This window comes from Paraburkholderia sp. BGA-UO-ETr-F12 (assembly GCF_059567945.1).
The window spans coordinates 304,308-327,231 of the sequence record NZ_JCAQOZ010000066.1; the positions used below are offsets into that span (position 1 = coordinate 304,308).

A 22,924-nucleotide genomic window follows, 5' to 3' on the forward strand; every position below is an offset into this window, starting at 1 on the left:
CAAATAGGGCGCTCAAATGCGCGCGACACCCTGACTGACCAGTTCTTCGATATGTTGCGCATCGAAGCCCAGCATCTCCAGCACCTCGCGGCTGTGCTCGCCGAGCGCGGGCGGTGCTCGTTCGATCACGAGCGGTAAATCATCGAAGTCCCATAGCGCGCCGATCTGCTGCAGCGAGCCGTAGACGGCGTGGCCATACGTAGCGTGCAGCCCGGCGGCGGCATGGTCGGCGCTGTCGAGAAACGCGTCGCTTTGCGATTCCAGTGCGGGCTCGGCGGGCACACCCGCTCGATGCAACGTGGCCAGTGCCGCCGTTACATCGAGCGCTGCGAGCATGGCTTCGGCTTTCTCGCCGGTGGTCCGCGTGAAGGCGTCGGCTTCTTTCGCGCTCAATGCGGCCACGGCGATCCAGCCGTCCTTGCACCGATACAAACGATGCGTCGGCGCGATGCCGTGCTGGCCCGCGTCGAGATGGGCCATCGGTGTCAGGGCGCGCTCCCGCTCGATTACGACGGCCTCGCTCGCCGTCATCGTCATCGCGCCAAGCAGCGACGAGGCGACCGTCTGTCCCTCGCCGGTCCGCATGCGCGCGAGATGCGCGAGCAGGACCGCGAACACCGACGACAAAGCCGCCAGATGATCGCCGACGCCAAAGCGCAGCCAGCTCGGCGGATTGCCCTCGCCGCCCGATTCCACTTCCCAGCCCACCGCCGCCTGCATCAACTGATCGAAGCCGGGCCAATCGGCACGCGGGCCTTGCGGACCGTATGAGCTGACATGCGCGCAGACGAGCGCCGGCTTGATGGCCCGCAACTGCTCGGGCGCGATGCCGAGCTTACGTGCCGCCGGCAGACGCACGTTGTGATGGACGATGTCAGCCCAATTCGCCAGTGCTTCGATAACCGGCTTGCTGCCTTCGGCGCCGAGCTTCAGGGCGAGCCCGCGCTTGCCGCGCTGCGTGCCGGCGAAGGCGCGCTCGAGCCGTCGCATTGCGTCGCCCGCGGGCGGTTCGACCTTGATGACGTCGGCGCCGAGGTCCGCGAGCACCATGCAGGCAAACGGACCGGCGAGATACGCGCCGAGGTCGAGCACCTTGAGCCCATCGAGTGGCGGACGGGACGCCGCAGACGCGGCGCCCGATGGTTGGGCTACGTGAGTGGCGCCGGTGTCCGCGCGAGCGGTCGCGCCAAAGCGGTTCTTGTCCGACCAGCCTGTATCGCGTATTGCCGTCGGCGCTTGCAACGGTCCGCGCACGTGCGCCGGCGGATCGACGTGATACGCCGGTCCGGGTTGGGACGTCGCGCCGAACACCGGATCGTCCACGCTAACTACATAACCGTTGAGCCGCGCCTGCTCGTCGGCGTAAATCTCGCCGAATGGCGCGGCGATCTGCGCCGCCACGTCGTGCGCCCAGAAATGTTCGACCCAGTCCTGCGCGTTGCGCGTGGCGATGATTTCCCGGTTCGCGCCAAAGTTGGGCGCGACATGGCTCGGCGGCCATTGTGCGTTGGCGCGCGCCACCTCGTCCGGACCCATTGCAGCAAGCGCTTCGGCCATCCACGGCGCGGCGTCGGGCGAGTAATGCACGTGAATCCAGCGGCCGTCCGCGCAGCGATGCAGCGGAATCGGCACGCTCTTGTCGAGTCCCTTGGCAAACACGGGGGTGGGCTGCGCGGCGCGTGACCAGTGCATCGTCATCGGCACGAGCGCGGCTTGCGCGAGACTGGTATGGGCAATGCCGCCCTGCCCGTCGCGTTCACGCGCGATCAGCCGCGCCATGACACCCACCGCGCTGAGCCAACTCGCGATCCAACTGGCGAACGGCATGCGGATAAATACCGGACCAGGCCGATGCCCGGGTTGTTCGTCAAGGATGCCGAGGCGCGCGAGCACCAGCGTCTCGCGCACCGGTGCGTCGGCGAGTGCGTGACGGCGCGGCCAGCCGCCTACGCTCGCGATGACGAGCGCCGGATAGCGTTGCCGCAATTGCCCGTCGTCCAGCGACCATGTGGCGGCTTCAGCGGGCGTGAGGTCGTGGACCAGCACGTCGGCATCCGGCAGCAGGCTCTCGAGCAGCTCGCGCCGCGCGGCACCGTCGCCCTCGGTCACGCGGCGCTTGCCGCGGTCGAGCACATGAAAGCGTGCCGCGTCGCGCTCGGCCTCGTGGCGCGGGCGTTCGATTTTCACGACCTCCGCGCCGGCTTCGGCCAGATACAGCGCCGTGGCGCTGCCTGCAAGGCCTGTGGCGAAGTCGATGACTTTCAGACCGGCCAACAGCGCCGGCCGCGCGTTTTGCGTCCGTTGTGCACCGTCGGTTTGAACGGCGCTCATGCTTCGACTTCCTGCACCACCGGCCGCACGATCCTGCTGCGCAATACGCCGATGCCCTCCACCTCCAGTTCGACCACATCGTCCGGCTTCAGATAACGGAGCTGTTCAAGTCCGCAGCCGTTGCCAACTGTGCCTGAACCCAGGAACTCGCCCGGATGCAAAGTCTCGGAGCGCGAGATATGCGCAATCACGTCCTCGAATTGCCAGCGCATGTCGCGCGTGTTGCCGCGGCCCCATTCCTCGCCGTTGACGCGGGCAATCATGGTCAGGTCGTAGGGGTCGCCCAGTTCATCGGCGGTGACGAGGCATGGACCCATCACGTTCGCCGTATCGAAGTCCTTGCCTTTGGCCGGCCCGAGCATGCCGCCCATTTCGGTGGCCTGGGCGTCGCGCGCGCTGATGTCGTTGAAGATCGTGTAACCGTAGATGTGCGCGCGCGCATTCTCGCGTGAGACGTCTTTCGCGCGCTGGCCGATGTAGCAGCCGAATTCCAGTTCGAAGTCGAGCAGCTTGCTATACGCAGGCCAGATCACGTCGTCGTCGGGGCCGATCACCGCGAAACGGTTGCACTTGTAGTAGATCGGCTGACGGTTGAAGGTGTCGATCACGCGATCGTCGGCGCGCGTGTTCATCGCCTTCAGCGTCGCTTCCGGGTCGGGCGTACGCAAGGCGCGCGCTCGGCGCGCCGCGGCGAAGCTCTGCCGCAGGTGCAGTTCGAAGCACGAGCAGTCGCGCATCTGCGTGGGCGGTTGAATCGGCGCCAGCAGCTTCACGGCACTGCGTTCGCGCACCGCGTCGGCGGGCGCGCGGGCCAGCAGAGCGCGTGCTTCTTCGAGCAGGGGCTCGCCGCCTGTCAGCAAGGCCTGCACGCTTGCCAACGCGACGCTGTCGCCGCCGCGCACGATGCGGCTCGCCTCACGCAAATCGAGTACCGCCTGATCGTTGTCGAACAAGGCGCCCGAGCGCTGCACGCCGTCGGCCAATTGGAAAGTGACGAGTCTCATCGAAAGGTTCCGGCTTGAGGGGATGAATCGGACGCAGCGGCGGCGATACCCGGCATGGCGCGCCGCAGGACCACCGGCAGGCCGCCGTGAGTGCGCTTGCTCATCCAGTGGGACAAGGCCGCGTCCATGTAATCGGCGTGGCCGGGAAACCAGTCGGCGAGTGCTTGCGCCAGTTCACGCGCGACCTGACTCGCGGCGCCGTCGTGCAGCATCTGTGCAACTGCGCGCACCGAGCGCAGAACCGCCGCGTGTTCGTCCGCGTGACACTGGGCGGCGGGAAAGCTCGTGTCCCGCATCCATTGCTCTTCCTGCTCGAAATGAGCGAGCGCATGGCGCTCGAAAGCCGCGAGCATTTCCTGCACGGCCGCCTCGTCGCATTGCTGCAAGGCGGCGACGCATTCGACGAACTCATGGTGGGTATCGTCCATTGGCGCAAAGCCGAGCAGGAAACCATCGTTCCAGCTCAGCGTGGCGCCGGGCTGCCGCTGTGCAGCGTGATCGGGAGGAAGCGCGGCGCCCATTACATGCGCCCCGCTACGGGCAGACACGCGCCGGTCACCGCACTGGCGTCGTCCGACAGCAGGAAGGCGATCACCGCGGCAAGCTGATCCGCCGCAACCCAGCGCGACGTATCGGCGTCCGGCATAGCTGCACGATTCGCAGGCGTATCGATGATGCTCGGCAGCACCGCATTGACGGTGACGTTCCGGTCTTTCAGTTCTTCCGCGAGCGCTTCGGTGAGCCGCGCGACGCCCGCTTTCGACGCCGCGTACGCACCCATGCCCGCACCCGCTTTCTGGGCGGCCAATGCGCCGACGTTCACGATGCGTGCGCTCTTCTCGCGCAGCAGATAGGGCAGGACTTCATGCGAAGCGATCGCCGCAGTGCGCACGTTCATCGCGTAGAGGCGATCCCACGTTTCAATGCTGCCCGATTCCAGCGTTTCCCATGCAAAACCACCCGCGATGTTGACCAGCGCATCGATACCGCCGAGCCGCCCGGCGATCTGCCCGAACGCACTCGCGGTGTTGGCTGCATCGCCAAGATCGACGTTGCCGAATACCGCTTCGACAGCGTCGATCGCCACGCTTGCAGCGCGATCCACCAGCGCGACGCGCGCACCGCGCGCGCTCAGTTCGGCGCCGACCTGGCGCCCTAGCGCGCCAAGACCGCCCGTGACGATGACCCTGCGATGGATGAGTTGATTGGCCGGCATAAGAACGCCTGTCTCCTGTGTTTGAGCGGGCTTCTGAGTGATTTCCCTGGCGGGAAAACCCTGCACCGTTCTCGCTAATTTAATACATTTTTCGCGTTTCTGTTCATATATTATGGCGACATCAACCCACGGTCAACTGCCAGGCAATACGAAATCAAGCGCATCCATGCCGAGAAAACTCCCTCTTCTGACTGCTGAAACCACGCCGTTCTGGCAAGGCGGTGAACACGGCGTGCTGAACGTCTACCACTGCGATGCATGCCGCCATCTGTTTCATCCGCCCGCGCCGCTCTGCCCGCGCTGCGCGTCGTCGTACGTCGGTGCGAAGCCGGTGTCGGGACGCGGCAAGGTAGTGAGTTTCACGATCAATCATCAGGCATGGCTGCCCGATCTTCCGGTGCCGTATGTCGTCGCGATCGTCGAACTCGCCGAGCGCGAAGGCCTGCGTTTCGTAACGAATATCGTCGGCGGCGAAGTCGGCGACGTGCATATCGGCATGCCCGTGCGCGTGAAATTTGAACAGCAGGAAGACGTCTGGTTGCCGCTCTTCGAAGCCGATCCCGAACGGAGCGCGACATGAGCGAGAACCTCTTCGAGAAGAACGTGGCGATCAGCGGCATCGGCCAGTCGGAAGTGGGCCGGCCTTCGAACCGCACCGCGATGCAGTTGAGCGTGGACGCCGCGCTCGAGGCGATTGCCGATGCGGGCCTCACTCGCGAGGACATCGACGGCATTTCGTGCTGGCCCGGCGACAACGACAACGGCAACCCATTCTCGCCGGTAGGCCCCAATGCGCTGATGAACGTGCTCGGCCTGAAGGTGAACTGGTATGGCGCGGGTTACGAAGGGCCCGGGCCGCTCACGGGTCTGGTGAACGGTGCGATGGCGATCGCCGCCGGTTTGTGCAAGCACGTGCTGGTGTTTCGTACCATTACCGAGGCGAGCGCGCGCCTCAAAAACAAAACTGCGAGCGCCCTCACCAACAAGACGGTGGGTCGCGACAGCAGCTATTTCTGGCAGTGGTACACGCCCTTCAATGTCGTCTCCGGCATCAACCTGATGGCGCTGTATGCGCAACGTCACTTTCACGAATACGGCACGACGCCCGAGCAACTTGCACAGATTCCGCTGACCTGTCGCGCCAACGCGATGCTTAACCCGAAGGCGGTGTTTCGCAACGCAATGACGATGGACGACTACCTCGCCTCGCGCATGATCTCCACGCCGCTGCGCATGTTCGATTGCGACGTGCATTGCGACGCGTCCACGGCCATCGTGCTGTCACGCGCCGATCTTGCACGTAATGGACCGAACGCACCGATCCGGCTCGAAGCCATCGGCTCCGCGCTGCATCAACCGTGGTCGTGGGATCAGATTTCGTTGACGGAGATCGCCTGCTTCGACGTCGGACGCATGCTGTGGTCGCGCACCGATCTGAAGCCGAAAGACGTCGGCAATGCGCAGCTCTATGACGGTTTCTCGATCCTGACGATGCTATGGATGGAAGGACTCGGCCTGTGCCCGCGCGGCGAGAGCGGCGCATTTGTCGAAGGCGGCCAGCGTATTGCGCGTGACGGCTCCTTGCCGTTGAACACCAACGGTGGTCAGTTGTCCGGCGGACGTACGCATGGCCTCGGCTACGTGCATGAAGCCTGTACGCAGCTATGGAACCGGGGCGGCGAACGCCAGGTCGCGCCGCACGAGGTGGCGATTGCCGCCGCGGGCGGTGGACCGCTTGGCGCCAGCGTGCTGCTGGTCAAGGAATGATACTGCTCGCCTGAAGACCGATGTCGCCGCCAATCGGGTGGCATCCCAGGGCATTTACCGAGTTATCCCGACAAATCTATATGTAGAATTGTTTTCTGTATATGGAATATCACGCCAGCGGCGGACTGCTTCTCCGGCGCGCTTTGCGCGCACAGTGGCCGCTTGCCGATCCGTAAAGGAACCGCCGATGTCCTCCTCTGACTCGTCTCAATCCGCCGCCATCGACCTCGCCGAATTCCGCTCCGGCTGGCGCCCCGTGCTGATGGCCATGCTCGGGCTCGGCGTGGCCGCCAACGCTTCGCTGCTGTATGCATTCGGTTCGCTGGTGATTCCACTGCAACATGCATTCGGCTGGAGCCGCGGTGAATTGCAACCAGCGATCAGTTTTCTGTTCGGTGGAGCGGTGATCGGCGCGCAAATCGTCGGCTGGCTCAATGACCGCTACGGAATGCGGCATGTGACGATCGCGTCGCTGATCGGGCTCGCTGTCGTCTACGCGTTGATGTCGCTGATGCAGGTGATGGGGCACTCGATCGGCTGGCTCTATCTTATGTGCACGCTGCTGCCGATCGCAGGCATGGGCACGATGCACATCACGTGGACGCATCTGGTCAACCTGTGGTTCGAGCGCAATCGCGGGTTGGCGCTTGCCGTGATGCTATCGGGCACAGGCCTCTCAGCAATTCTGATTCCGTCGGCGGTGACATGGGTGATCGGCCGCTGGAACTGGCAAGCCGCGTTTCTTTTGCTGGCAGCGCTGCCGTTGATTCTGGTGTTGCCGCTCGTGCTGATGTGGTTGCAGACGCCGGACGGGCAAGACGCACCCGCGGGGCGGCGCGAGCGCGCCGCGGACCGTCACGCAGCGCCGGCGGCACGGGCGCACACGGGGCTCGCGTTCCGTGACGCGATTGGTTCGGCGCGCTTCTGGACGCTCAACATCGCCCTTTCGCTCGTCGTGGCTGCGACCGTCTCGATGGTTAGCAACACCGTGCCGCTTCTGCGCGACAAAGGGCTCTCGGCGGCCGAAGCCAGTCATATTTTCGGCAGCTTCGGACTCTCGCTGATCGGTGGCCGGCTGCTCGTCGGCTACCTGATCGATCGTTTGTGGGCGCCCGCGGTGGCTGCCGTCGCTCTGGCCATGCCCGCTTTCGGCTGTTTGCTGCTGTCTACCACCGGCGCCGATCACGCCGCCACGCTCGCGCTTGCGACGCTGTTGATCGGGCTCGGCGCCGGCGCCGAGTTCGACATTGCCGCGTATCTGATGGCGCGTTACTTCGGCATGCGCGACTACGGGCGCCTGTTCGGCGTGCACGTCGCGCTGATCACCATTGCATCCGCACTGGCACCGTGGCTGTTCGGCCGGATCTACACCGTGACCGGCTCATACACGACGATGCTGGCGATCTGCGGCGCCGCTTTTCTGCTCGGTGCGATCACGCTGCTGCCGCTCGGCCGTTACCCGAAATTCGATTCGCTGAATCTGGCTTGATCACTCGACCTCCCGATCCTCTCATGTCATTGAATAACGTTGTCATCGTCGGTGCGGGTCAGGCCGGTTATCAGACCGCGGCCTCGCTGCGGCAGGAAGGTTTTGAAGGCGGCATCACGCTGATCGGCGACGAGCCGGGTGTGCCTTACCAGCGTCCACCGCTGTCGAAGGCTTACCTGCTCGGCAAGATCGGCGCCACTGCGCTGCGTTTTCGGACCCACGAATGGTTCGAGCAGCAACGTCTCGAGCGGATCGAAGCGCGGGTCACGCGGATCGATCGCGAAACGCAGCGCGTGGAACTGGCCAGTGGCAAGCGTGTGCCGTACGACCACCTGGTGCTCGCCACCGGCGCACGCAACCGTGTTCCGCCCATCGAGGGAATCGAACTCGACGGCGTCTTCGGCATCCGCACGCTGGAGCATGCCGATGCGCTCGCGCCGCGCGTGGCGGCCGCGCGCGACGTGGTCGTGATCGGCGCCGGTTTCATCGGCCTCGAATTCGCGGCCGTGGCGGCGGCCAAAGGCCTGTCGGTTCACGTGGTCGAACTCGGCACGCGGCCGATGGCGCGCGCACTCTCCACGCCTATGTCGTCACTATTCAGCGCCGCGCATGCCGGCTGGGGCGTGAAGTTCGACTTTGGGCAAACCGTCGCGCGGCTCGTTGGCGACAACGGCCGGGTGGTGGCCGTGGAAACGGGCGACGGCCGCCGTTTGCCAGCGCAACTGGTGGTCTACGGCATCGGCGTGCTACCCAACACCGAGCTCGCCGCCGATGCGGGTCTTGCCGTGCACAACGGTATCTGCGTGGACGCTCAGTTGCTGACCAGCGATCCATCGATTTCAGCCATCGGCGACGCCGTCAGTTTTCCGTCTGCGTGGAGCGGCGCGCCGATCCGGCTGGAGTCGGTGCAAAATGCCGTCGACCAGGCGCGCACTGTCGCGGCGCGCCTGGTTGGCAAGCCTGCGACTTACACTGCGTTGCCGTGGTTCTGGAGCGACCAGGGCGATCTGAAACTGCAGATTGCGGGCCTCTCCGATGGCCACGACGAAACGGTCCTGCTGGGATCTGGCGAATCCCGGCAACTAAGCGTGCTGTGCTTCCGCTCTGGCCGCCTGATCGCAGTGGAATCGTGCAACCGGCCGGGCGACCATATGGCATCGCGCAAACTGCTGGCCCGCGCCGCGTTGCCGACCATCGCACAAGCAGCCCAGCCAGGTTTCGATCTGAAGGAATTCGAAGCTGCTACACGCGAGCCGGGCTGAACTGAATCTGAAGCTGGTTTGATGAGGCCGTTGCGGGCGCGCAGCGACATCGTGGTTCAGCGTCATATGCCGGAGCGTCGATGAGAGCACTCAAATGGGCCATGGCAGCATGGTGTCTGCTCACGGTGCTCGCGCATGCAGACGCCCCCACAGTCAGTAGCCCTGGGTCGCCTCAAGCCGCCCGTTGCACCACCGGCGATGCCGGCCGTTACGAAGTTAACGAGTTTGTCGACCGAACCGCGCTTTCGAGCGACGGTCATCTGGTCAAGCGTATCGACGTGCCCGCAGCCAGCTGTTATCCCTCGTGCCGGCCCGGACAGGCGGATAGCCATCTATACCAGATCCGGGCTCCCGCCGGTGACGAGCTCATGCACCCATCGCTGCATGACGAGGATCCGACAGACCCGGCACCCGGGTCGTCAGCCGCGCTCACGCAGATCGATGCCAGCACGCTGCAACTGGCGGTTCAGACGCAAGGCCGCGCGCACGCCTGGATTGTCGACGCTGACAGGGTCAAACGCGTGGTGATCCCAGCGAAGGAAACGACGGCCAGCGGCCGCCTGGCGTATAACGATCTGTTTTTTGTCGTGTTCAACCACGCGGCGCTGCCCACGCTGACCATCACGACGGCGAATGCCTCGCTTGAATTGGGCCCGAGCGAACTGGACCTGAATCAGTTGCCTTCCTGGCTGGTCGAGCCGATCGCGCCACAGCAGTTGGGCGTATCGACGGTTTATACGCTGAAGATCGTCGGCGGCGCGGATTGTGCGACAGGCAACTGAACACCGGGCAAGACAGCGGTTCATTCAATTCCAGCCCACGTCATGGCCGTACCGGATCAACGGGGCATCTCTTCATTCGGAGCACGTATCATGGCCATGCATTTCGATCTGGTTGATCTTCGTCTCGTCGCATGTATTGCTGAGACGGATAGCTTGACTCGGGGTGCCGAGCGGTTTCATATGTCAGTACCCGCAGCAAGCACCCGCATCAAGAATCTGGAAGAAAGCATGGGGACCAAGCTGCTGTATCGGACCAGCCAGGGCGTTACGCTCACGCCGGCGGGTCAGGCATTCCTTCACCATGCCCGCTTGGTTCTGTCGCAGCTCGAGCAGTTGCGCGGCGACATGCAGGAGTACGCCCGCGGCATTAAAGGCCATGTGCGGATCTTTGCGAACACTACCGCTACAACCGAGTTTCTACCCAACGACCTGCGTGAGTTTCTCGCCGGGCATCCTGATGTGAACGTCGAGCTTCGCGAGCGGTTGAGCCATGACGTGGTGCGTGCGGTCAGCGAAGGCACGGCAGACCTCGGAATAGTCGCCGGCAACGTCAGGCCCGAGTCTCTGCAAGTCCTGCCGTACCGCTCAGACCGGCTCATATTGGCGGTGTCGAACGCGCACCCCCTCGCCGGGAAGACGTCGATCCCATTTGAAGAGGCAAGCGGGTTTGACTTCGTCGGAATGCCCGACGCTAGCGCGATTCATACCTTTCTGAACCGCTTGGCGAGCGATATGCACAAGACACTTCAGGTGCGAATCGAAGTAGGCAACTTCGAGGCACTGTGCCGAATGATCGAGGCGAACGTCGGGATCGGCGTATTGCCTCGCTCGTCAGCGGTGCGCTACGTGAAGACCATGAACATCCGGCTCGTTGAAATAGAGAACGACTGGGCGACGCGCAATCTGCTGATCTGCGTGCGCAATCTTGACCTCTTGCCATCTTTCGCGCGGGAACTGGTCGACCTCCTCACGCAGAAGTGCAAAACCGGGCGTGAGTCAGTGCCGGCCTGACTATCAACAGTTAGTCTGCGTTTAAAGCCCTCTTCTCCAGACACAAATTGTAGTCAGCACGCGGATGCGTCAATCTAGCGTGAACGACGCTACCCGACATCCCCATGACCGCTGAACTCGACTACCTGCGCACGTGGATCGGCCGCACACAGGCCGAATGCGAATTCATCGCGCCACGTCTTGCGCAACAACTCGCCGCTACACTGGACTATGAGAACGTCCCGACTGCAGGCTCTCCGTTACCTCCGCTGTGGCACTGGGCGTTTTTTCCTCACATTGTTTCGCAGTCGCAGGTCGGCGTGGACGGACACCCGACACGCGGTGGATTCCTGCCGCCAGTACCGTTGCCCAGACGGATGTGGGCGGGCAGCCGCGTGCGGTTCGCGCGCCCACTTGTGGTCGGCAGCGAAGTCACCCGGACGTCGCAGATTCTCGACGTCGCCGCCAAGGAAGGGCGTACCGGAAAACTCGTGTTCGTGCGTCTGCGTCACGAACTGGAAGACCTCGAAGGTCCGCTGATCTCCGAAGAACAGGACGTTGTGTACCGCGAGCCCGCGACAACGGCGTACACCGCGGCAACCGGCCCGAGCGCGCCGGCAGAATTCACCTGGAAACGGGAGATCGTGCCCGACCCGGTCCTTCTCTTTCGCTACTCCGCCGATACCTTCAACGGCCACCGCATTCACTATGACCGCACGTACGCCCAGGAACAGGAAGGCTATCCGGCGCTGGTCGTTCACGGCCCACTGACTGCGACATTGCTGATCGATCTCCTGCGGCGCAGCCTTCCAGGCGAATCGATTGCATCGTTCTCGTTCAAGGCGGTCAACCCGCTCTTTGATTGCGCGCCATTTTTTATCCACGCAGCCCGTGCGCCCGGATCAACCGAAGTGAAGCTCTGGGCAGCCAATTCCGATGGCGTGTTGTGCGTCGATGCCGAGGCGACGCTAACGACACTCGCGTAGGTATTTCAAAAATTAACTCTGAGGAGTAGAGACAAGTGCTGGCTAACGTTGACCCCTATCAGGACATTCGCGAAGCGGTTCGCGATCTGTGTTCCAACTTCCCCGCCGAGTATTTCCGCAAGGTCGACGAGGACCGCGCCTACCCTGAAACCTTTGTGCAAGCGCTAACCGACGCCGGTTGGCTTGCGGCCCTCATTCCGCAGGAATATGGCGGCTCCGGGCTCGGTCTGACCGAAGCCTCGGTGATCATGGAAGAGATCAATCGCAGCGGCGGCAATTCCGGCGCGTGTCACGGGCAGATGTACAACATGGGGACACTGCTCAGGCACGGTTCGGCGGAGCAAAACGCCAAATACCTTCCGGAGATCGCCAGCGGAAAATTGCGGCTTCAGTCGATGGGCGTGACCGAGCCGACGACCGGTACCGACACCACGAAACTCAAGACGACTGCGGTTCGCAAGGGTGACCGTTATATTGTCAATGGCCAGAAGGTCTGGATCTCGCGGGTTCAACACTCCGACTTGATGATTCTGCTCGCACGGACCACGCCGATTGATCAGGTCGCGAAGAAATCCGAAGGCATGTCGATCTTTCTGGTCGACTTGCATCAGGCGATCCGCCACGGCATGACGGTTCGTCCCATTCCGAACATGGTGAATCACGAGACTAACGAGCTATTTTTCGACAACCTCGAGATCCCTGAGGAGAACCTCATCGGCGAGGAAGGCAAGGGCTTCAGGTACATCCTTGATGGCCTGAATGCCGAGCGAACGCTGATCGCCGCCGAGTGTATCGGCGACGGCTACTGGTTCCTCGACAAGGTCTGCAAGTACGTCAAGGAACGCGTCGTCTTTGGGCGCCCGATCGGACAGAACCAGGGGGTGCAGTTTCCGATCGCCCGCGCGCACGTCAACGTCGAAGCGGCAAGCCTGATGCGCTACAAGGCCTGCGAGCTTTTCGACACCCGGCAGCCCGCCGGCGCGCAAGCCAACATGGCCAAGCTGCTCGCGGCTGACGCCTCCTGGGAGGCGGCCAATGCATGCCTGCAGTTCCACGGCGGCTTCGGCTTTGCGAACGAATATGACGTCGAACGCAAATTCCGCGAGACGCGGCTCTATCAGGTCGCCCCGATTTCGACCAATCTCATTCTCTCGTACGTAGCCGAGCATCTGCTCGGGCTGCCACGTTCTTTCTAAGGGGAAGGACATGAAACCGCTGGACGGCGTGAAGGTCATCACCCTCGAGCACGCGACTGCAGCACCGTTTTGCACCCGTCAACTTGCGGATCCTGGCGCGCGCGTGATCAAGATCGAACGCCCAGGTGTCGGGGACTTTGCGCGTGTCTATGATGCGCCGCGGCGCGACTGGGTCTGTCGTATGAAGCGTTGCATGAGAAGTATCCCCGCCGCCGCGTGCGGGCGCCGCTCACGCGACGATCTACCCGTATGGCCCCTTCCCCGCCGGCGATGCAAAGACGGTCATGCTGGGACTGCAGAACGAGCGTGAATGGGGTGTCTTCTGCGCGCAGGTTCTACTGGCGCCTGAACTCGCCCTCGATCCCCGCTTCAGTTCCAACTCGAAACGCGTGGCAGCACGCGAGGAACTGCGAGAAATCATCGTCGCCGCATTCAGCAATGCTGACTTCTGAAGAGCTCATCAGTCGGCTGGACACAGCGCAGATTGCCAGCGCACGAATGAATGATATGCCCGACGTGTGGTCGCATCCTCAGCTCGAGGAACGCAATCGCTGGGTAAGCATCGACTCCCCTGCAGGCGCCATTCCCGCCCTGCTGCCCCCAGGCATCAGTACGGCATCCGATGTTCGGTTGGACGCCGTGCCCGCTAGGCCAGCACACTGAGGCCCTTTTGAATGAATTGGGTTTTTCCACCGATGCCATCCGCAAGCTTCGTGAAGCGGCCGTAATCTAACTCCCCAGTCAAGGTAAGCGAGTGATGAACAACACCCAGATTCTTGCTTCGTTTGCGGCCAATCTCAAGTTTGAACAGATCCCCAAGGACGTGGTGGCACGCACGGAAGACCTCTTCCTTGACTGGTTCGGATCAGCACTGGCCGGCCGCGAAGCGCGCCCCGTCGAGACGATCCAGAAATACGCCTTCGAATTCGGACCACCGTCTGGTCCCTGCGAAGTACTGATCTCCCGGCGAACCACCAGCGCGCTCTTCGCGGCAATGATTAACGCAGCCGCATCGCACTTCGCCGAACAGGATGATCTTCACAACAGTTCGGTCCTGCATCCGGCAACCGTCGTCTTCCCCGCAGCGTGGGCCGCCGCGCAGGCGCTTGGTAGAAGCGGCAAAGAGTTCATCGCCGCATCTGTTGCAGGCTATGAAGTGGGCATCCGCGTCGGTGAATTCCTCGGCCGGTCGCACTACAAGATTTTTCATACTACCGGCACGGTCGGTACGATCGCGGCCGCCGCAGCGGTCGGTAATCTTTTGCGGTTAAGTGACGACCAGATGGTGAATGCGTTTGGCTCAGCCGGCACCCAGGCAGCCGGACTCTGGGAATTCCTGAAAGACGCCGCTGACTCCAAGCAACTGCATACGGCCAAGGCTGCCGCGAACGGTCTTCTCGCAGCCTACCTGGCGGCCGACGGCTTCACCGGTGCGAAGGACATCTTCGAGGGCGCGCAAGGCATGGGTGCGGGCATGTCCACGCAAACGCATCCGGACAAACTCGCCGAAGCGCTCGGCAAGCGCTGGGCGTTGATCGAAACGTCCTTCAAGTATCACGCTTCGTGCCGGCACACTCATCCGGCAGCCGATGCTCTGCTGCAGGTTATTCAGCGCGAGAAGCTCGTGCCGGACGACATCGAGACGGTGGTGACTCATGTTCACCAGGCTGCGATCGATGTCCTCGGACCGGTAATCGACCCAAAAACAGTTCATCAAGCGAAGTTCTCCATGGGCACCGTGCTCGCTCTGGTTGCGGAATTCGGCCACGCGGGTGTGCGTGAGTTCGACGGCCATTACAAGGAAAGCAGGGTCGCGCACTTCTGCAAGAAGGTCTCGATGGTGCTCGACCATGAAGTCGATACGGCTTATCCGTCACGCTGGATCGGGAAGGTTGTCGTTCAGACGAAGGACCGCCGCACCTTTGAGGGCCGCGTGGATGATCCGAAGGGCGATCCGGGCAACACGCTCACGCGCGCCGAACTCGAGCACAAAACGATCACATTGGGTTTGTATGGCAATGCGGCCACCGAAGACGAACTCAAGCGCTCCATCGCATCCGTGTGGGCGATTGCCAATGCAAACGTCGTACCCAGACTGCTCCCCGAATCGAAGCCGGAGGCCCAACATGGCTGAGCTTGCACCCCGGTCTCATCTCTTCGTTCCAGGCAACCGGCCGGACAGAGAAGATCGCGCGAGCGGCCCTCGCCGAACGGCTGTCGACAAACAGTACGCCGGTGGCGGTTCGCGTGAATGATGTGAACTGCGAATGGTTTCGCGACGATATTGCCGTATGCCGTGCGCCATCCGTCGCCGCCGTCATGCTGCCCAATCCAGACTCTACAGTTGTGTCAGGTGATTTATTTCCGCGGATGAAATGGAGACACATGGATGAACACCGAAAGAAGACTGCGCCGTTCGCCAGAGAGCGGCTACGCGCGCGGCGAGCGGACGCGCCACCGGATCATCGAGGCCGCGATCGAACTGTTTGGAGAACACGGCTTCGGGGGCGCGCCGACGCGCGACATCGCGGCTCGCGCTGGTGTCAACGCGCCAGCACTTCAGTACTACTTCGAGAACAAGGTGTGTATCGCGCGTGCCTCGAAGCACTCGCCGACGATGCATGCATGGTCGTGGCCCAGCAGCGCGCACAACGTCTCGACGATCGATCCAGGATCTTCGCGCTGGGGCAAACCTGACACCGTGATCGAACCGATTACACCAGCGCCGTTGGCTCGGAAATGACAACGCACACCCATTGCAAAAGCGGGACGACGCACCGCTCGCCTGCGAGCCTGAGGCGCGGGTTTCCCCGCGGCGCGCAATCCAGATAGAAATCAATGCCCAAGCGACTCCCCAAAAGAAAAGTCGACGTGCGCCTTTGACGACCGGATCAGAAACATCGCCGCCCACGCCACGAGATACGCCGAGCCGCAAACGATGAACAAAATGTTGTATCCCGAGTTGATAGCGCCGAGCGCCTTGAAGTGGTCGAGAAGCGCGCCAACGAACAATGGGAAAAGCGTTCCCCCGATTGCGCCCGCCATGCCGCCGATGCCGACCACCGACCCGACCAGTGCTTTAGGAAACATGTCAGACGCCGTCGTAAACAGGTTCGCCGACCACCCCTGATGCGCTGCGGCTGCAAGACTTAGCAGCCCGACCATCGCCCACATGTTGTCGATCCATGGCGAAAAAGCGATGGGCACCACCAGAAACGCCAATCCGAGCATGACACTCTGCCGGGCACGTTGAACAGTCCAGCCTCGAGAGATCAATTGTGAGGACAGCCACCCTCCGGAGATACTTCCAACCGATGTAGCCACGTACACGACCACAAGCGGCAGCCCCAGGCTTCTTAAATCAAGGTGATAGCGGGACGAGAAATATGAAGGGAGCCAGAACAACATGAACCACCAGATGGGATCCGTTAGCAATTTCCCAGCGATGAAGGCCCACGTCGCATGCAGGCGCAGCAAGGAGAACCAACTCACTGATTTGCCGGCATCCTCGTCCTCGCTGCGGTCGTCCTCGATATACTTCAATTCGGCCTGCGTGATTTTCGCGTGCTTCTGCGGAGCGTAGTACATGACATACCAAAGACCAAGCCAGATGAAGCCTGTCAGCCCGGTCACCAGAAACGCAGCCTGCCAACCATATGATGCGGCGAGCCATGGAACGATCGCAGGCGCCGCCACGGCGCCGACACTGGTCCCGGACGTCAGGATCCCTACTGCCAAAGCCTGCTCTTTTCGAGGAAACCACTCCGATACCGACTTTACTGCTGACGGAAAATTTCCAGACTCGGCCAGCCCAAGAAGCGAGCGCATAAACGCAAAGCCCAGCGTGCCGCGCACCAGAGCATGGCCACAGGCCGCCACGCTCCAGATCAGGACGCAGACTCCATAGCCGACCTTCACACCAAATCTGTCAATCAGTTTTCCGGACAGGATAAGCCCGAATGCATAGCACGCAGTGAAGACGACCACCATGTAGCTGTAGTCGGTTTCAGTCCAGTGAAAACGAGCGGCGAGATCCGGCTTGAGCAGCCCGAGAACTTGCCGATCCAGATAGTTGATTGTTGTCGCGAAGAAAAGTAGCGCGCAAATACGCCATCTGTAGTTGGATTTGTCCACCCGTGATCTCCAAAAAATCTCTGCCAGACCCCGTGAAGCTCGGACTGTTTATGTACCGGGTCACACGACGTGATACGGCGCCGTATCACGTCTTTCGTTTTAACGCTTTGCAATCTGCCGACATGCAATGGGGTAACTGAGCCACGCAGTCGGTTACTGCGCGGCTGTGGGCTGTGGGCTGAGGCCAGACGCTACAGAGGCGTCGGCGCATCCTCGCGGATCAGCTCGCGGCGCTTCAATTCGGCCCAGAATTCCACTGGAATCTCAGCCCTGAAGGTTTGAAGGTTGTCTTCCAGTTGCGCAACCGTGCGCACGCCCGGGATGTTGGTCGGGATCGCAGGATGGCCGAGGACGAATTGCAGCGCCGCGGCTTTGAGCGGCACTGAGTATTCGCGGCATACCTGCTCCATCTTGCGCACGCGTTCCAGAATGGCTTGCGGCGCAGGTGCGTAGTTGTATTTCGCACCGGGCACCGCGCCCGTCGCGAGAATGCCGCTGTTGTAGCCGCCGCCGAGAATCACCGACACCTGCTTCTCTTCGCACAGCGGCAAGAAACCATCCAGTGCGTCCTGCTCGAGTAACGTGTAGCGGCCGGCCAGCAGCAGGCAGTCGAAATCCTGCCGGCGAATTGCTTCGTGTGCGACCTGCCATTCGTTGACGCCGAGCCCCACCGCTTTCACCACCCCTTCGTCACGGAGCTTCAGCAGTGCTTTGGACGCGCCCGCCATCGCTGCCGCGAACATCTCGGGCTGGCGCTCGCCGTGCGTAAAGACGTCGATGTCGTGGATCAGCGCGATATCGATGTGCTCCAGGGCCAGACGCTGCAGACTGTCTTCGATCGAGCGCATCGTGCCGTCGTAGCTGTAGTCGAAAACGGGTTCGAACGGCAACCCGTCGATCCACGGGGCGAAGTTAATCTCGGCGCGCTTGCGTGGCTTCAGAATGCGGCCGACCTTGGTGGACAGCACATACTGGTCGCGCGGATACCAGCGCAACCCCTGCCCGCAGCGCGCCTCGCTCAACCCGTGGCCATACATCGGCGCGGTGTCGAAGTAGCGCACGCCCGCGTCCCACGCTGCCTTGATCAGGGCGGCCGAATCTTCTTCACTAATCGGTCTGAAGATGTTGCCAATCGGCGCCGCGCCGAAGCCCATCACGGTTGTCTCAAGTCCTGAACGCGGCCATTTACGCTTTGCCACCGGATCCATCTCCGCCTCCTGTGTCGACCAGAGTTCGCGCTTTAGCGCGATTACTCTGGTCCCATGCAAGCTGGTTGCTGCCATGACTGGATTTGCTCATCCGCCACCGCTTAAGTAACGCACCAGATAGTTACTTATCGACGATATTAGGCCGCGCCGAAATTTCCATCAAGCGGGTTTTCCCTGACTTTCTGCGGCGTTCTGCGGCTTTCTGCTAAACATTTGCCAGCAGGCCCCGCAGTGCCCATTGGGGCCAGGCGATCAGGGCACAAGCCGGAGAAAAGAGGCCATCTTTTCCACCGAATTTTCAAGCAGATGACGGCCCGGATGCGTAGTGAGACCGCGCGCCTGAGCGTCTTCCAGCAGACGCGTTTGCGCGGGTTTCATGATGAGGTCGGCAACCACCGCGTCGGGGTTCGCGCCAGTCAGGTCGATCGGCAGTGGATCGCCAACGCGCATCCCGCATGGCGTCGCGTTCACAATAAGGTCGTGCGTCGCCTGCGCGGATGGCGCGCTCCGACGTATAAGCGGCGCGCCTTCACGCGAACGCAAGGCGGCTTCAAGCCGTCGCAGCGATTCCGTACTGCTGTCGAACAGATCAAGCGAGGCAGCCCCGGCATCGACCAGCGCGTGCGCGACTCCTGCGCCTGCTCCCCCTGTTCCGACAAGCAGCACCGACCTGTCGCGTACGCCGTGTCCGCAGGCATCGAGACCCTTCATGAAGCCGACGCCGTCAAACATTGCGCCAGACCACATGCCGTCCGCCTCCAGGCGCAGGCAGTTCACGCCGCCCGTCTGGCGGGCCGATCTGCATCAGGACGGGTCTCCATGTCGAAGGGTGATCCGTTCGATCAACCGTTGCACGCGCAACGCGTCGTCGCCGACGACGGCGGGTTCCCGACCCTCGCGGATGGCGGCGCAAAAATCCCTGATCAAGTCGCGATGCGTGGTGTGAGAAAAATCCATCGGCTTCGCACCGAAGCCCGACGAAGACGAATCATGAAATTCGTCGGTGTTGCCATTCTGGAAGGTCACGCGTAAAGCGCCGCCTTCCAGCACTGCCGTGCCCTTTTGGCCAACCAGTTCGATGCGCTCGGGAAAGCCTGGAAACGCAGCGGTAGTGGCAAGCACGTAACCGGCCGCGCCGCTTTCGAATCTAAGTGCAGCGCTTGCGAAGTCCTCCGCTTCCATTGCGTGCGATAGGGTCGTCGCCGTTGCGCCGGTCACCGACGACACGTCACCTGCCAGCCACGTGAGTAGATCGAGCGAGTGGATTGCCTGCGTCATCAGCACGCCACCGCCATCGCGCGCGTAGGTGCCCCGGCCCGGTTCATCGTAGTAAGACTGCGGGCGCCACCATCGCAGATCGAGTCCGGCATAAGCGAGCGGGCCGAGCGAGCCCTCCTGCACCAAAGCGGCAAGCCGCTGCACGGCCGGACGAAAACGGTTCTGAAACACGACACCGAGTCGCACGTCGGCGTCGCGGCACGCTTGCACCAGACGTTCCGCGCGTTGTGTCGAGATGTCGAGCGGCTTTTCCAGCAACACGTGTTTGCCAGCAGCAGCGGCTTGCAGAACGAGATCAAGATGCGCGTGCGGCGGTGTCAGCACCAGAATGGCGTCCACGCCGGGATCGTTAAGCATCGCCTCGAATGACTCTCCGAGCGGAAAGTCGTATTGCCTTGTGAAAGTCTCGAGCCGCCCGCGCGAGCGGCCAAACACGCCGACCACCTCGACCTCGTCGCGCAGATCGTTAAGCGCAAGCGCGTGAGGTGCGGCGGCGAGTCCAACGCCTACGATCGCAATCCGGATCTTGCGCATGTCAGGCTCCATGTCATGTCCCATCAAGCTGACGCGGTCAGTTCAGGCACCGTGTCGAACAGATCGCCCACCAGACCATAATCGGCGACGCTGAAAATCGGCGCTTCCGGATCCTTGTTGATCGCCACGATCACCTTCGAGTCCTTCATGCCGGCCAGATGCTGGATCGCACCCGAGATGCCGACGGCCACGTACAGTTGCGGCGCGACGATCTTGCCGGTCTGGCCGACCTGATAGTCGTTCGGCACGAAGCCCGCGTCCACTGCCGCGCGCGATGCGCCCAGCGCTGCGTTCAGCTTGTCGGCCAGCGGTTCCAGAACCTTCGTGTAGTTCTCGCCGTTACCCAGACCGCGGCCACCCGAGACGATGATCTTCGCCGAGGTCAGTTCCGGACGGTCCAGCTTCGTGACTTCACGGCTCACGAATTGCGACAGGCCGCTATCGGCGGCTGCTTCGATCTTCTCGACCGTTGCGCTGCCGCCTTCGGCTGCAACCGCATCGAAACCCGTCGTGCGCACCGTAATGACCTTGATCGGGTCAGCGGACTGAACGGTGGCGATCGCGTTGCCGGCGTAGATCGGGCGCTCGAACGTATCGGCGCTGTCCACGGCGGTGATGTCGCTGATCTGCGCAACGTCGAGCTTCGCGGCGATACGCGGCGCGATGTTCTTGCCGTAAGCGGTGGCCGGCGCGAGGATGTGCGAATAGTCCTTAGCGATGTTCAGCACCGTGGCTTCGACGTTTTCCGCAAGGCCCGCTGCGAGTTGCGGCGCGTCGGCCAGCAACACCTTGCTCACGCCTGCAATTTTCGCTGCCGCATCCGCTGCGGCTTGCGCGCCTTCACCGGCGACCAGCACGTGAATGTCACCACCGATCTTCTGCGCGGCTGCAATCGTGTTCAGCGTCGCGGCCTTGATCGACGCGTTGTCGTGTTCAGCTATTACAAGATTCACCAGATTCGTCATTTCGTCCGTCTCCTCACAGCACCTTGGCTTCGGTCTTCAGCTTCTCGACCAGCGTCTTCACATCCGGCACCTTCACACCGGCAGAGCGCTTCGGCGGCTCGGCGACTTTCAGCGTCTTCAGGCGCGGCGTGACGTCGACACCCAGATCTTCCGGCTTGATCGTTTCCAGCGGCTTCTTCTTCGCCTTCATGATGTTCGGCAGCGTCACGTAGCGCGGCTCGTTCAGGCGCAGATCGGTCGTGACGACCGCGGGCAGCGTCAGCGACAACGTTTCAGCACCGCCGTCCACTTCGCGCGACACCGTCGCCTTGCCGTCCGCCACGACAACCTTCGAGGCGAACGTCGCTTGCGGCAGGTTTGCCAGCGCAGCCAGCATCTGGCCAGTCTGGTTCGAATCGTCGTCGATGGCCTGCTTGCCGAGGATCACCAGTTGCGGCTGTTCCTTGTCGACCAGCGCCTTCAGCAACTTGGCAACGGCCAGCGGCTGCAGGTCTTCGTTCGACTCGATCAGGATCGCGCGGTCCGCGCCGATCGCCAGCGCCGTACGCAGCGTTTCCTGCGCTTGCGCCACACCCGCCGACACGGCGATCACTTCGGTCGCCACGCCCGCTTCGCGCAGACGCACGGCTTCTTCAACCGCGATTTCATCGAACGGATTCATCGACATCTTCACGTTCGCGATGTCGACGCCCGTGCCGTCCGACTTCACCCGGACTTTCACGTTGTAATCGACTACTCTCTTCACTGCTACTAGCACTTTCATTCGTAACCACCCTTCTCCACCGGATTTCCCATGTCAGCCGAAACTGACCACGCATGAACTTATTTGATTACCAATACCTTCGAGCGATCGAACGCCACAGTCACCGCGATGATCAGAATCACGCCGAATACGATCTGCTGTGCAAACACGCTAATGCCGACAAAGGTCATGCCCACACGCGCCACCGACACCAGCAACGCACCGATCAGCGTGCGCACAATGCCACCCGATCCACCCGTCAATGCCGTTCCGCCGACGATCACCGCCGCGATTGCCGGCAACAGAAACTGACTGGCCAACGTGGGCGAACCGCTGCCAAGACGTCCCGCCATCACGACACCGGCGAGGCCGGCAAAGAAGGAGGACGTTGCAAACACCAGGCATTTCGTCACGGAAACGCGCACGCCTGACGCAATAGCCGCTGGCTCGCCTGCGCCGATCGCGTCGGTGTGACGACCAAAAACAGTCGAACGATGCAGAAACCAGCAAAACGCAAATACCGCCACAGCCAGCAAAATCTCATGCGGGATGCCAAACGCGGTCCCCGTTGTCCAGCCCAGCGAAGCGTTGCGCATGTCGTCGCTGATCGCAATGGAACGCGTGCCCGACAGCGTGAGCGCCGCAGCAGACGCAATGCCACTGATGGCAAGCGTCGCAATAAAGGAAGGAATGCGCAGCACGGTCTGGATTACGCCACTCAGAAGGCCGATCGCGAACGACGCTCCGAGTGCAATCACCGCGGCCCACGCACCGTAGCGCGGCAGGAACAGCGCGACCATCACACTCGCCAACGATGCAACTGCCTGCAGCGACAAATCGATACTGCCCAGCAGCACGACAAAGGTCGTACCGGCGGCCATGATGAACAGCGTGGAACTGTCCGCGAGCAGCCCGAGTTGCGTCGATAGTGCCATAAAACCCGGCTGCGCGATTTCGATCAGCACGTACAACGCCACTAACGCAGCGAATGGCGCATTGTCGCGAAGCGTCGCGCGCGACGGTGATTTCAGTAATGACAT

20 protein-coding genes and 3 pseudogenes are annotated in these 22,924 nt (G+C 62.3%); 11 read left to right on the plus strand and 12 right to left on the minus strand.

The genetic code is table 11. The features are described from left to right. Window positions 1–12: 12 nt before the first annotated feature. The 4 genes from AC57B6_RS34950 to AC57B6_RS34965 are packed head-to-tail and all read right to left on the minus strand — an operon-like array spanning window position 13 to window position 4,551. The gene (locus AC57B6_RS34950; protein ID WP_496423041.1) at window positions 13–2,331 is read right to left on the minus strand and encodes a CoA transferase; all 2,319 of its coding nucleotides are present in this window, start codon (window positions 2,329–2,331) and stop codon (window positions 13–15) included. After that, window positions 2,328–3,335 carry a fumarylacetoacetate hydrolase family protein gene (locus AC57B6_RS34955; protein ID WP_035520512.1) on the minus strand — a complete coding sequence of 336 codons (1,008 nt, stop codon included), beginning with the start codon at window positions 3,333–3,335 and terminating at the stop codon, window positions 2,328–2,330. The genes AC57B6_RS34950 and AC57B6_RS34955 overlap by 4 nt, the downstream gene beginning before the upstream one ends. Then, window positions 3,332–3,856 carry a bacteriohemerythrin gene (locus AC57B6_RS34960; RefSeq protein WP_496423042.1) on the minus strand — a complete coding sequence of 175 codons (525 nt, stop codon included), beginning with the start codon at window positions 3,854–3,856 and terminating at the stop codon, window positions 3,332–3,334. Before AC57B6_RS34960 ends, AC57B6_RS34955 begins: the two co-directional genes overlap by 4 nt. Then, entirely contained in the window at window positions 3,856–4,551 is a 696-nt protein-coding gene (locus tag AC57B6_RS34965) for an SDR family NAD(P)-dependent oxidoreductase (protein ID WP_496423043.1), read from the minus strand. Before AC57B6_RS34965 ends, AC57B6_RS34960 begins: the two co-directional genes overlap by 1 nt. A 166-nt stretch (window positions 4,552–4,717) precedes the next feature. On the opposite strand from AC57B6_RS34965, the gene AC57B6_RS34970 reads away from it, so the two are divergent. The 11 genes and pseudogenes from AC57B6_RS34970 to AC57B6_RS35020 all read left to right on the plus strand — a co-directional run. Then, complete coding sequence (locus tag AC57B6_RS34970) at window positions 4,718–5,131, plus strand: Zn-ribbon domain-containing OB-fold protein (protein WP_046570488.1); 414 nt, start codon at window positions 4,718–4,720, stop codon at window positions 5,129–5,131. After that, window positions 5,128–6,318: a thiolase family protein gene (locus tag AC57B6_RS34975; protein WP_106355075.1), complete on the plus strand. Its 1,191-nt coding sequence runs from the start codon at window positions 5,128–5,130 to the stop codon at window positions 6,316–6,318. The genes AC57B6_RS34970 and AC57B6_RS34975 overlap by 4 nt, the downstream gene beginning before the upstream one ends. Window positions 6,319–6,505: 187 nt before the next feature. Continuing rightward, on the plus strand, window positions 6,506–7,807 hold the full coding sequence (locus AC57B6_RS34980) for an MFS transporter (protein ID WP_496423044.1): 1,302 nt from the start codon (window positions 6,506–6,508) through the stop codon (window positions 7,805–7,807). Window positions 7,808–7,830: 23 nt separating this feature from the next. After that, window positions 7,831–9,069: an NAD(P)/FAD-dependent oxidoreductase gene (locus AC57B6_RS34985; protein WP_496423045.1), complete on the plus strand. Its 1,239-nt coding sequence runs from the start codon at window positions 7,831–7,833 to the stop codon at window positions 9,067–9,069. A gap of 80 nt (window positions 9,070–9,149) precedes the next feature. Next, window positions 9,150–9,851: a hypothetical protein gene (locus AC57B6_RS34990; protein ID WP_496423046.1), complete on the plus strand. Its 702-nt coding sequence runs from the start codon at window positions 9,150–9,152 to the stop codon at window positions 9,849–9,851. 90 nt (window positions 9,852–9,941) lie between these two features. After that, window positions 9,942–10,862, plus strand: coding sequence for a LysR substrate-binding domain-containing protein (locus AC57B6_RS34995; protein WP_028198073.1), 921 nt, complete (start codon window positions 9,942–9,944; stop codon window positions 10,860–10,862). A gap of 104 nt (window positions 10,863–10,966) precedes the next feature. Further along, window positions 10,967–11,827 (plus strand): HTD2 family dehydratase, encoded by an 861-nt coding sequence (locus tag AC57B6_RS35000; protein ID WP_496423047.1) that lies wholly within the window; start codon window positions 10,967–10,969, stop codon window positions 11,825–11,827. 35 nt (window positions 11,828–11,862) lie between these two features. Next, window positions 11,863–13,023, plus strand: a complete 1,161-nt coding sequence (locus AC57B6_RS35005) for an acyl-CoA dehydrogenase family protein (RefSeq protein ID WP_496423048.1) — start codon at window positions 11,863–11,865, stop codon at window positions 13,021–13,023. Between the two features lie 10 nt (window positions 13,024–13,033). After that, window positions 13,034–13,756 (plus strand): annotated as a pseudogene (locus AC57B6_RS35010) (CoA transferase). Between the two features lie 24 nt (window positions 13,757–13,780). Next, the gene (locus AC57B6_RS35015) at window positions 13,781–15,157 is read left to right on the plus strand and encodes an MmgE/PrpD family protein (RefSeq protein WP_496423049.1); all 1,377 of its coding nucleotides are present in this window, start codon (window positions 13,781–13,783) and stop codon (window positions 15,155–15,157) included. A gap of 255 nt (window positions 15,158–15,412) precedes the next feature. Continuing rightward, a pseudogene (locus AC57B6_RS35020) lies at window positions 15,413–15,645 on the plus strand (TetR family transcriptional regulator); the annotation flags it as partial. Here the strand turns inward: AC57B6_RS35020 and AC57B6_RS35025 are convergent. The 8 genes and pseudogenes from AC57B6_RS35025 to AC57B6_RS35060 all read right to left on the minus strand — a co-directional run. Continuing rightward, window positions 15,646–15,756, minus strand: a pseudogene (locus AC57B6_RS35025) (heme-degrading domain-containing protein); the annotation flags it as partial. 102 nt (window positions 15,757–15,858) lie between these two features. Beyond that, window positions 15,859–17,157 (minus strand): MFS transporter, encoded by a 1,299-nt coding sequence (locus AC57B6_RS35030; protein ID WP_474632797.1) that lies wholly within the window; start codon window positions 17,155–17,157, stop codon window positions 15,859–15,861. 191 nt (window positions 17,158–17,348) lie between these two features. Next, a complete protein-coding gene (locus AC57B6_RS35035) occupies window positions 17,349–18,365 on the minus strand; it encodes an aldo/keto reductase (RefSeq protein WP_252889096.1) in 1,017 nt (338 codons plus the stop codon). A gap of 252 nt (window positions 18,366–18,617) precedes the next feature. Beyond that, on the minus strand, window positions 18,618–19,112 hold the full coding sequence (locus AC57B6_RS35040) for a Rossmann-fold NAD(P)-binding domain-containing protein (protein ID WP_252889095.1): 495 nt from the start codon (window positions 19,110–19,112) through the stop codon (window positions 18,618–18,620). Window positions 19,113–19,169: 57 nt separating this feature from the next. Beyond that, the gene (locus tag AC57B6_RS35045) at window positions 19,170–20,177 is read right to left on the minus strand and encodes a Gfo/Idh/MocA family protein (RefSeq protein WP_474632798.1); all 1,008 of its coding nucleotides are present in this window, start codon (window positions 20,175–20,177) and stop codon (window positions 19,170–19,172) included. A gap of 23 nt (window positions 20,178–20,200) precedes the next feature. Next, window positions 20,201–21,133, minus strand: a complete 933-nt coding sequence (locus AC57B6_RS35050) for an electron transfer flavoprotein subunit alpha/FixB family protein (RefSeq protein ID WP_252889305.1) — start codon at window positions 21,131–21,133, stop codon at window positions 20,201–20,203. Window positions 21,134–21,155: 22 nt separating this feature from the next. Beyond that, window positions 21,156–21,905 (minus strand): electron transfer flavoprotein subunit beta/FixA family protein, encoded by a 750-nt coding sequence (locus AC57B6_RS35055; RefSeq protein ID WP_252889093.1) that lies wholly within the window; start codon window positions 21,903–21,905, stop codon window positions 21,156–21,158. A 59-nt stretch (window positions 21,906–21,964) separates the two neighbouring features. Continuing rightward, complete coding sequence (locus AC57B6_RS35060) at window positions 21,965–22,924, minus strand: ABC transporter permease (RefSeq protein WP_252889092.1); 960 nt, start codon at window positions 22,922–22,924, stop codon at window positions 21,965–21,967.

Excerpts from the sequence above, each read along its gene's own strand:
- AC57B6_RS34985 (WP_496423045.1), top strand. The coding sequence starts at position 7,831 with ATGTCATTGAATAACGTTGTCATCGTCGGTGCGGGTCAGGCCGGTTAT.
- AC57B6_RS35045 (WP_474632798.1), bottom strand. The coding sequence starts at position 20,177 with ATGCGCAAGATCCGGATTGCGATCGTAGGCGTTGGACTCGCCGCCGCA.
- AC57B6_RS34960 (WP_496423042.1), bottom strand. The coding sequence starts at position 3,856 with ATGGGCGCCGCGCTTCCTCCCGATCACGCTGCACAGCGGCAGCCCGGC.
- AC57B6_RS35015 (WP_496423049.1), top strand. The coding sequence starts at position 13,781 with ATGAACAACACCCAGATTCTTGCTTCGTTTGCGGCCAATCTCAAGTTT.
- AC57B6_RS34990 (WP_496423046.1), top strand. The coding sequence starts at position 9,150 with ATGAGAGCACTCAAATGGGCCATGGCAGCATGGTGTCTGCTCACGGTG.
- AC57B6_RS34950 (WP_496423041.1), bottom strand. The coding sequence starts at position 2,331 with ATGAGCGCCGTTCAAACCGACGGTGCACAACGGACGCAAAACGCGCGG.
- AC57B6_RS34970 (WP_046570488.1), top strand. The coding sequence starts at position 4,718 with ATGCCGAGAAAACTCCCTCTTCTGACTGCTGAAACCACGCCGTTCTGG.
- AC57B6_RS34980 (WP_496423044.1), top strand. The coding sequence starts at position 6,506 with ATGTCCTCCTCTGACTCGTCTCAATCCGCCGCCATCGACCTCGCCGAA.
- AC57B6_RS35055 (WP_252889093.1), bottom strand. The coding sequence starts at position 21,905 with ATGAAAGTGCTAGTAGCAGTGAAGAGAGTAGTCGATTACAACGTGAAA.
- AC57B6_RS35040 (WP_252889095.1), bottom strand. The coding sequence starts at position 19,112 with ATGTGGTCTGGCGCAATGTTTGACGGCGTCGGCTTCATGAAGGGTCTC.
- AC57B6_RS34965 (WP_496423043.1), bottom strand. The coding sequence starts at position 4,551 with ATGCCGGCCAATCAACTCATCCATCGCAGGGTCATCGTCACGGGCGGT.
- AC57B6_RS35060 (WP_252889092.1), bottom strand. The coding sequence starts at position 22,924 with ATGTCATTACTGAAATCACCGTCGCGCGCGACGCTTCGCGACAATGCG.
- AC57B6_RS34995 (WP_028198073.1), top strand. The coding sequence starts at position 9,942 with ATGGCCATGCATTTCGATCTGGTTGATCTTCGTCTCGTCGCATGTATT.
- AC57B6_RS35000 (WP_496423047.1), top strand. The coding sequence starts at position 10,967 with ATGACCGCTGAACTCGACTACCTGCGCACGTGGATCGGCCGCACACAG.
- AC57B6_RS34975 (WP_106355075.1), top strand. The coding sequence starts at position 5,128 with ATGAGCGAGAACCTCTTCGAGAAGAACGTGGCGATCAGCGGCATCGGC.
- AC57B6_RS35035 (WP_252889096.1), bottom strand. The coding sequence starts at position 18,365 with ATGGATCCGGTGGCAAAGCGTAAATGGCCGCGTTCAGGACTTGAGACA.
- AC57B6_RS34955 (WP_035520512.1), bottom strand. The coding sequence starts at position 3,335 with ATGAGACTCGTCACTTTCCAATTGGCCGACGGCGTGCAGCGCTCGGGC.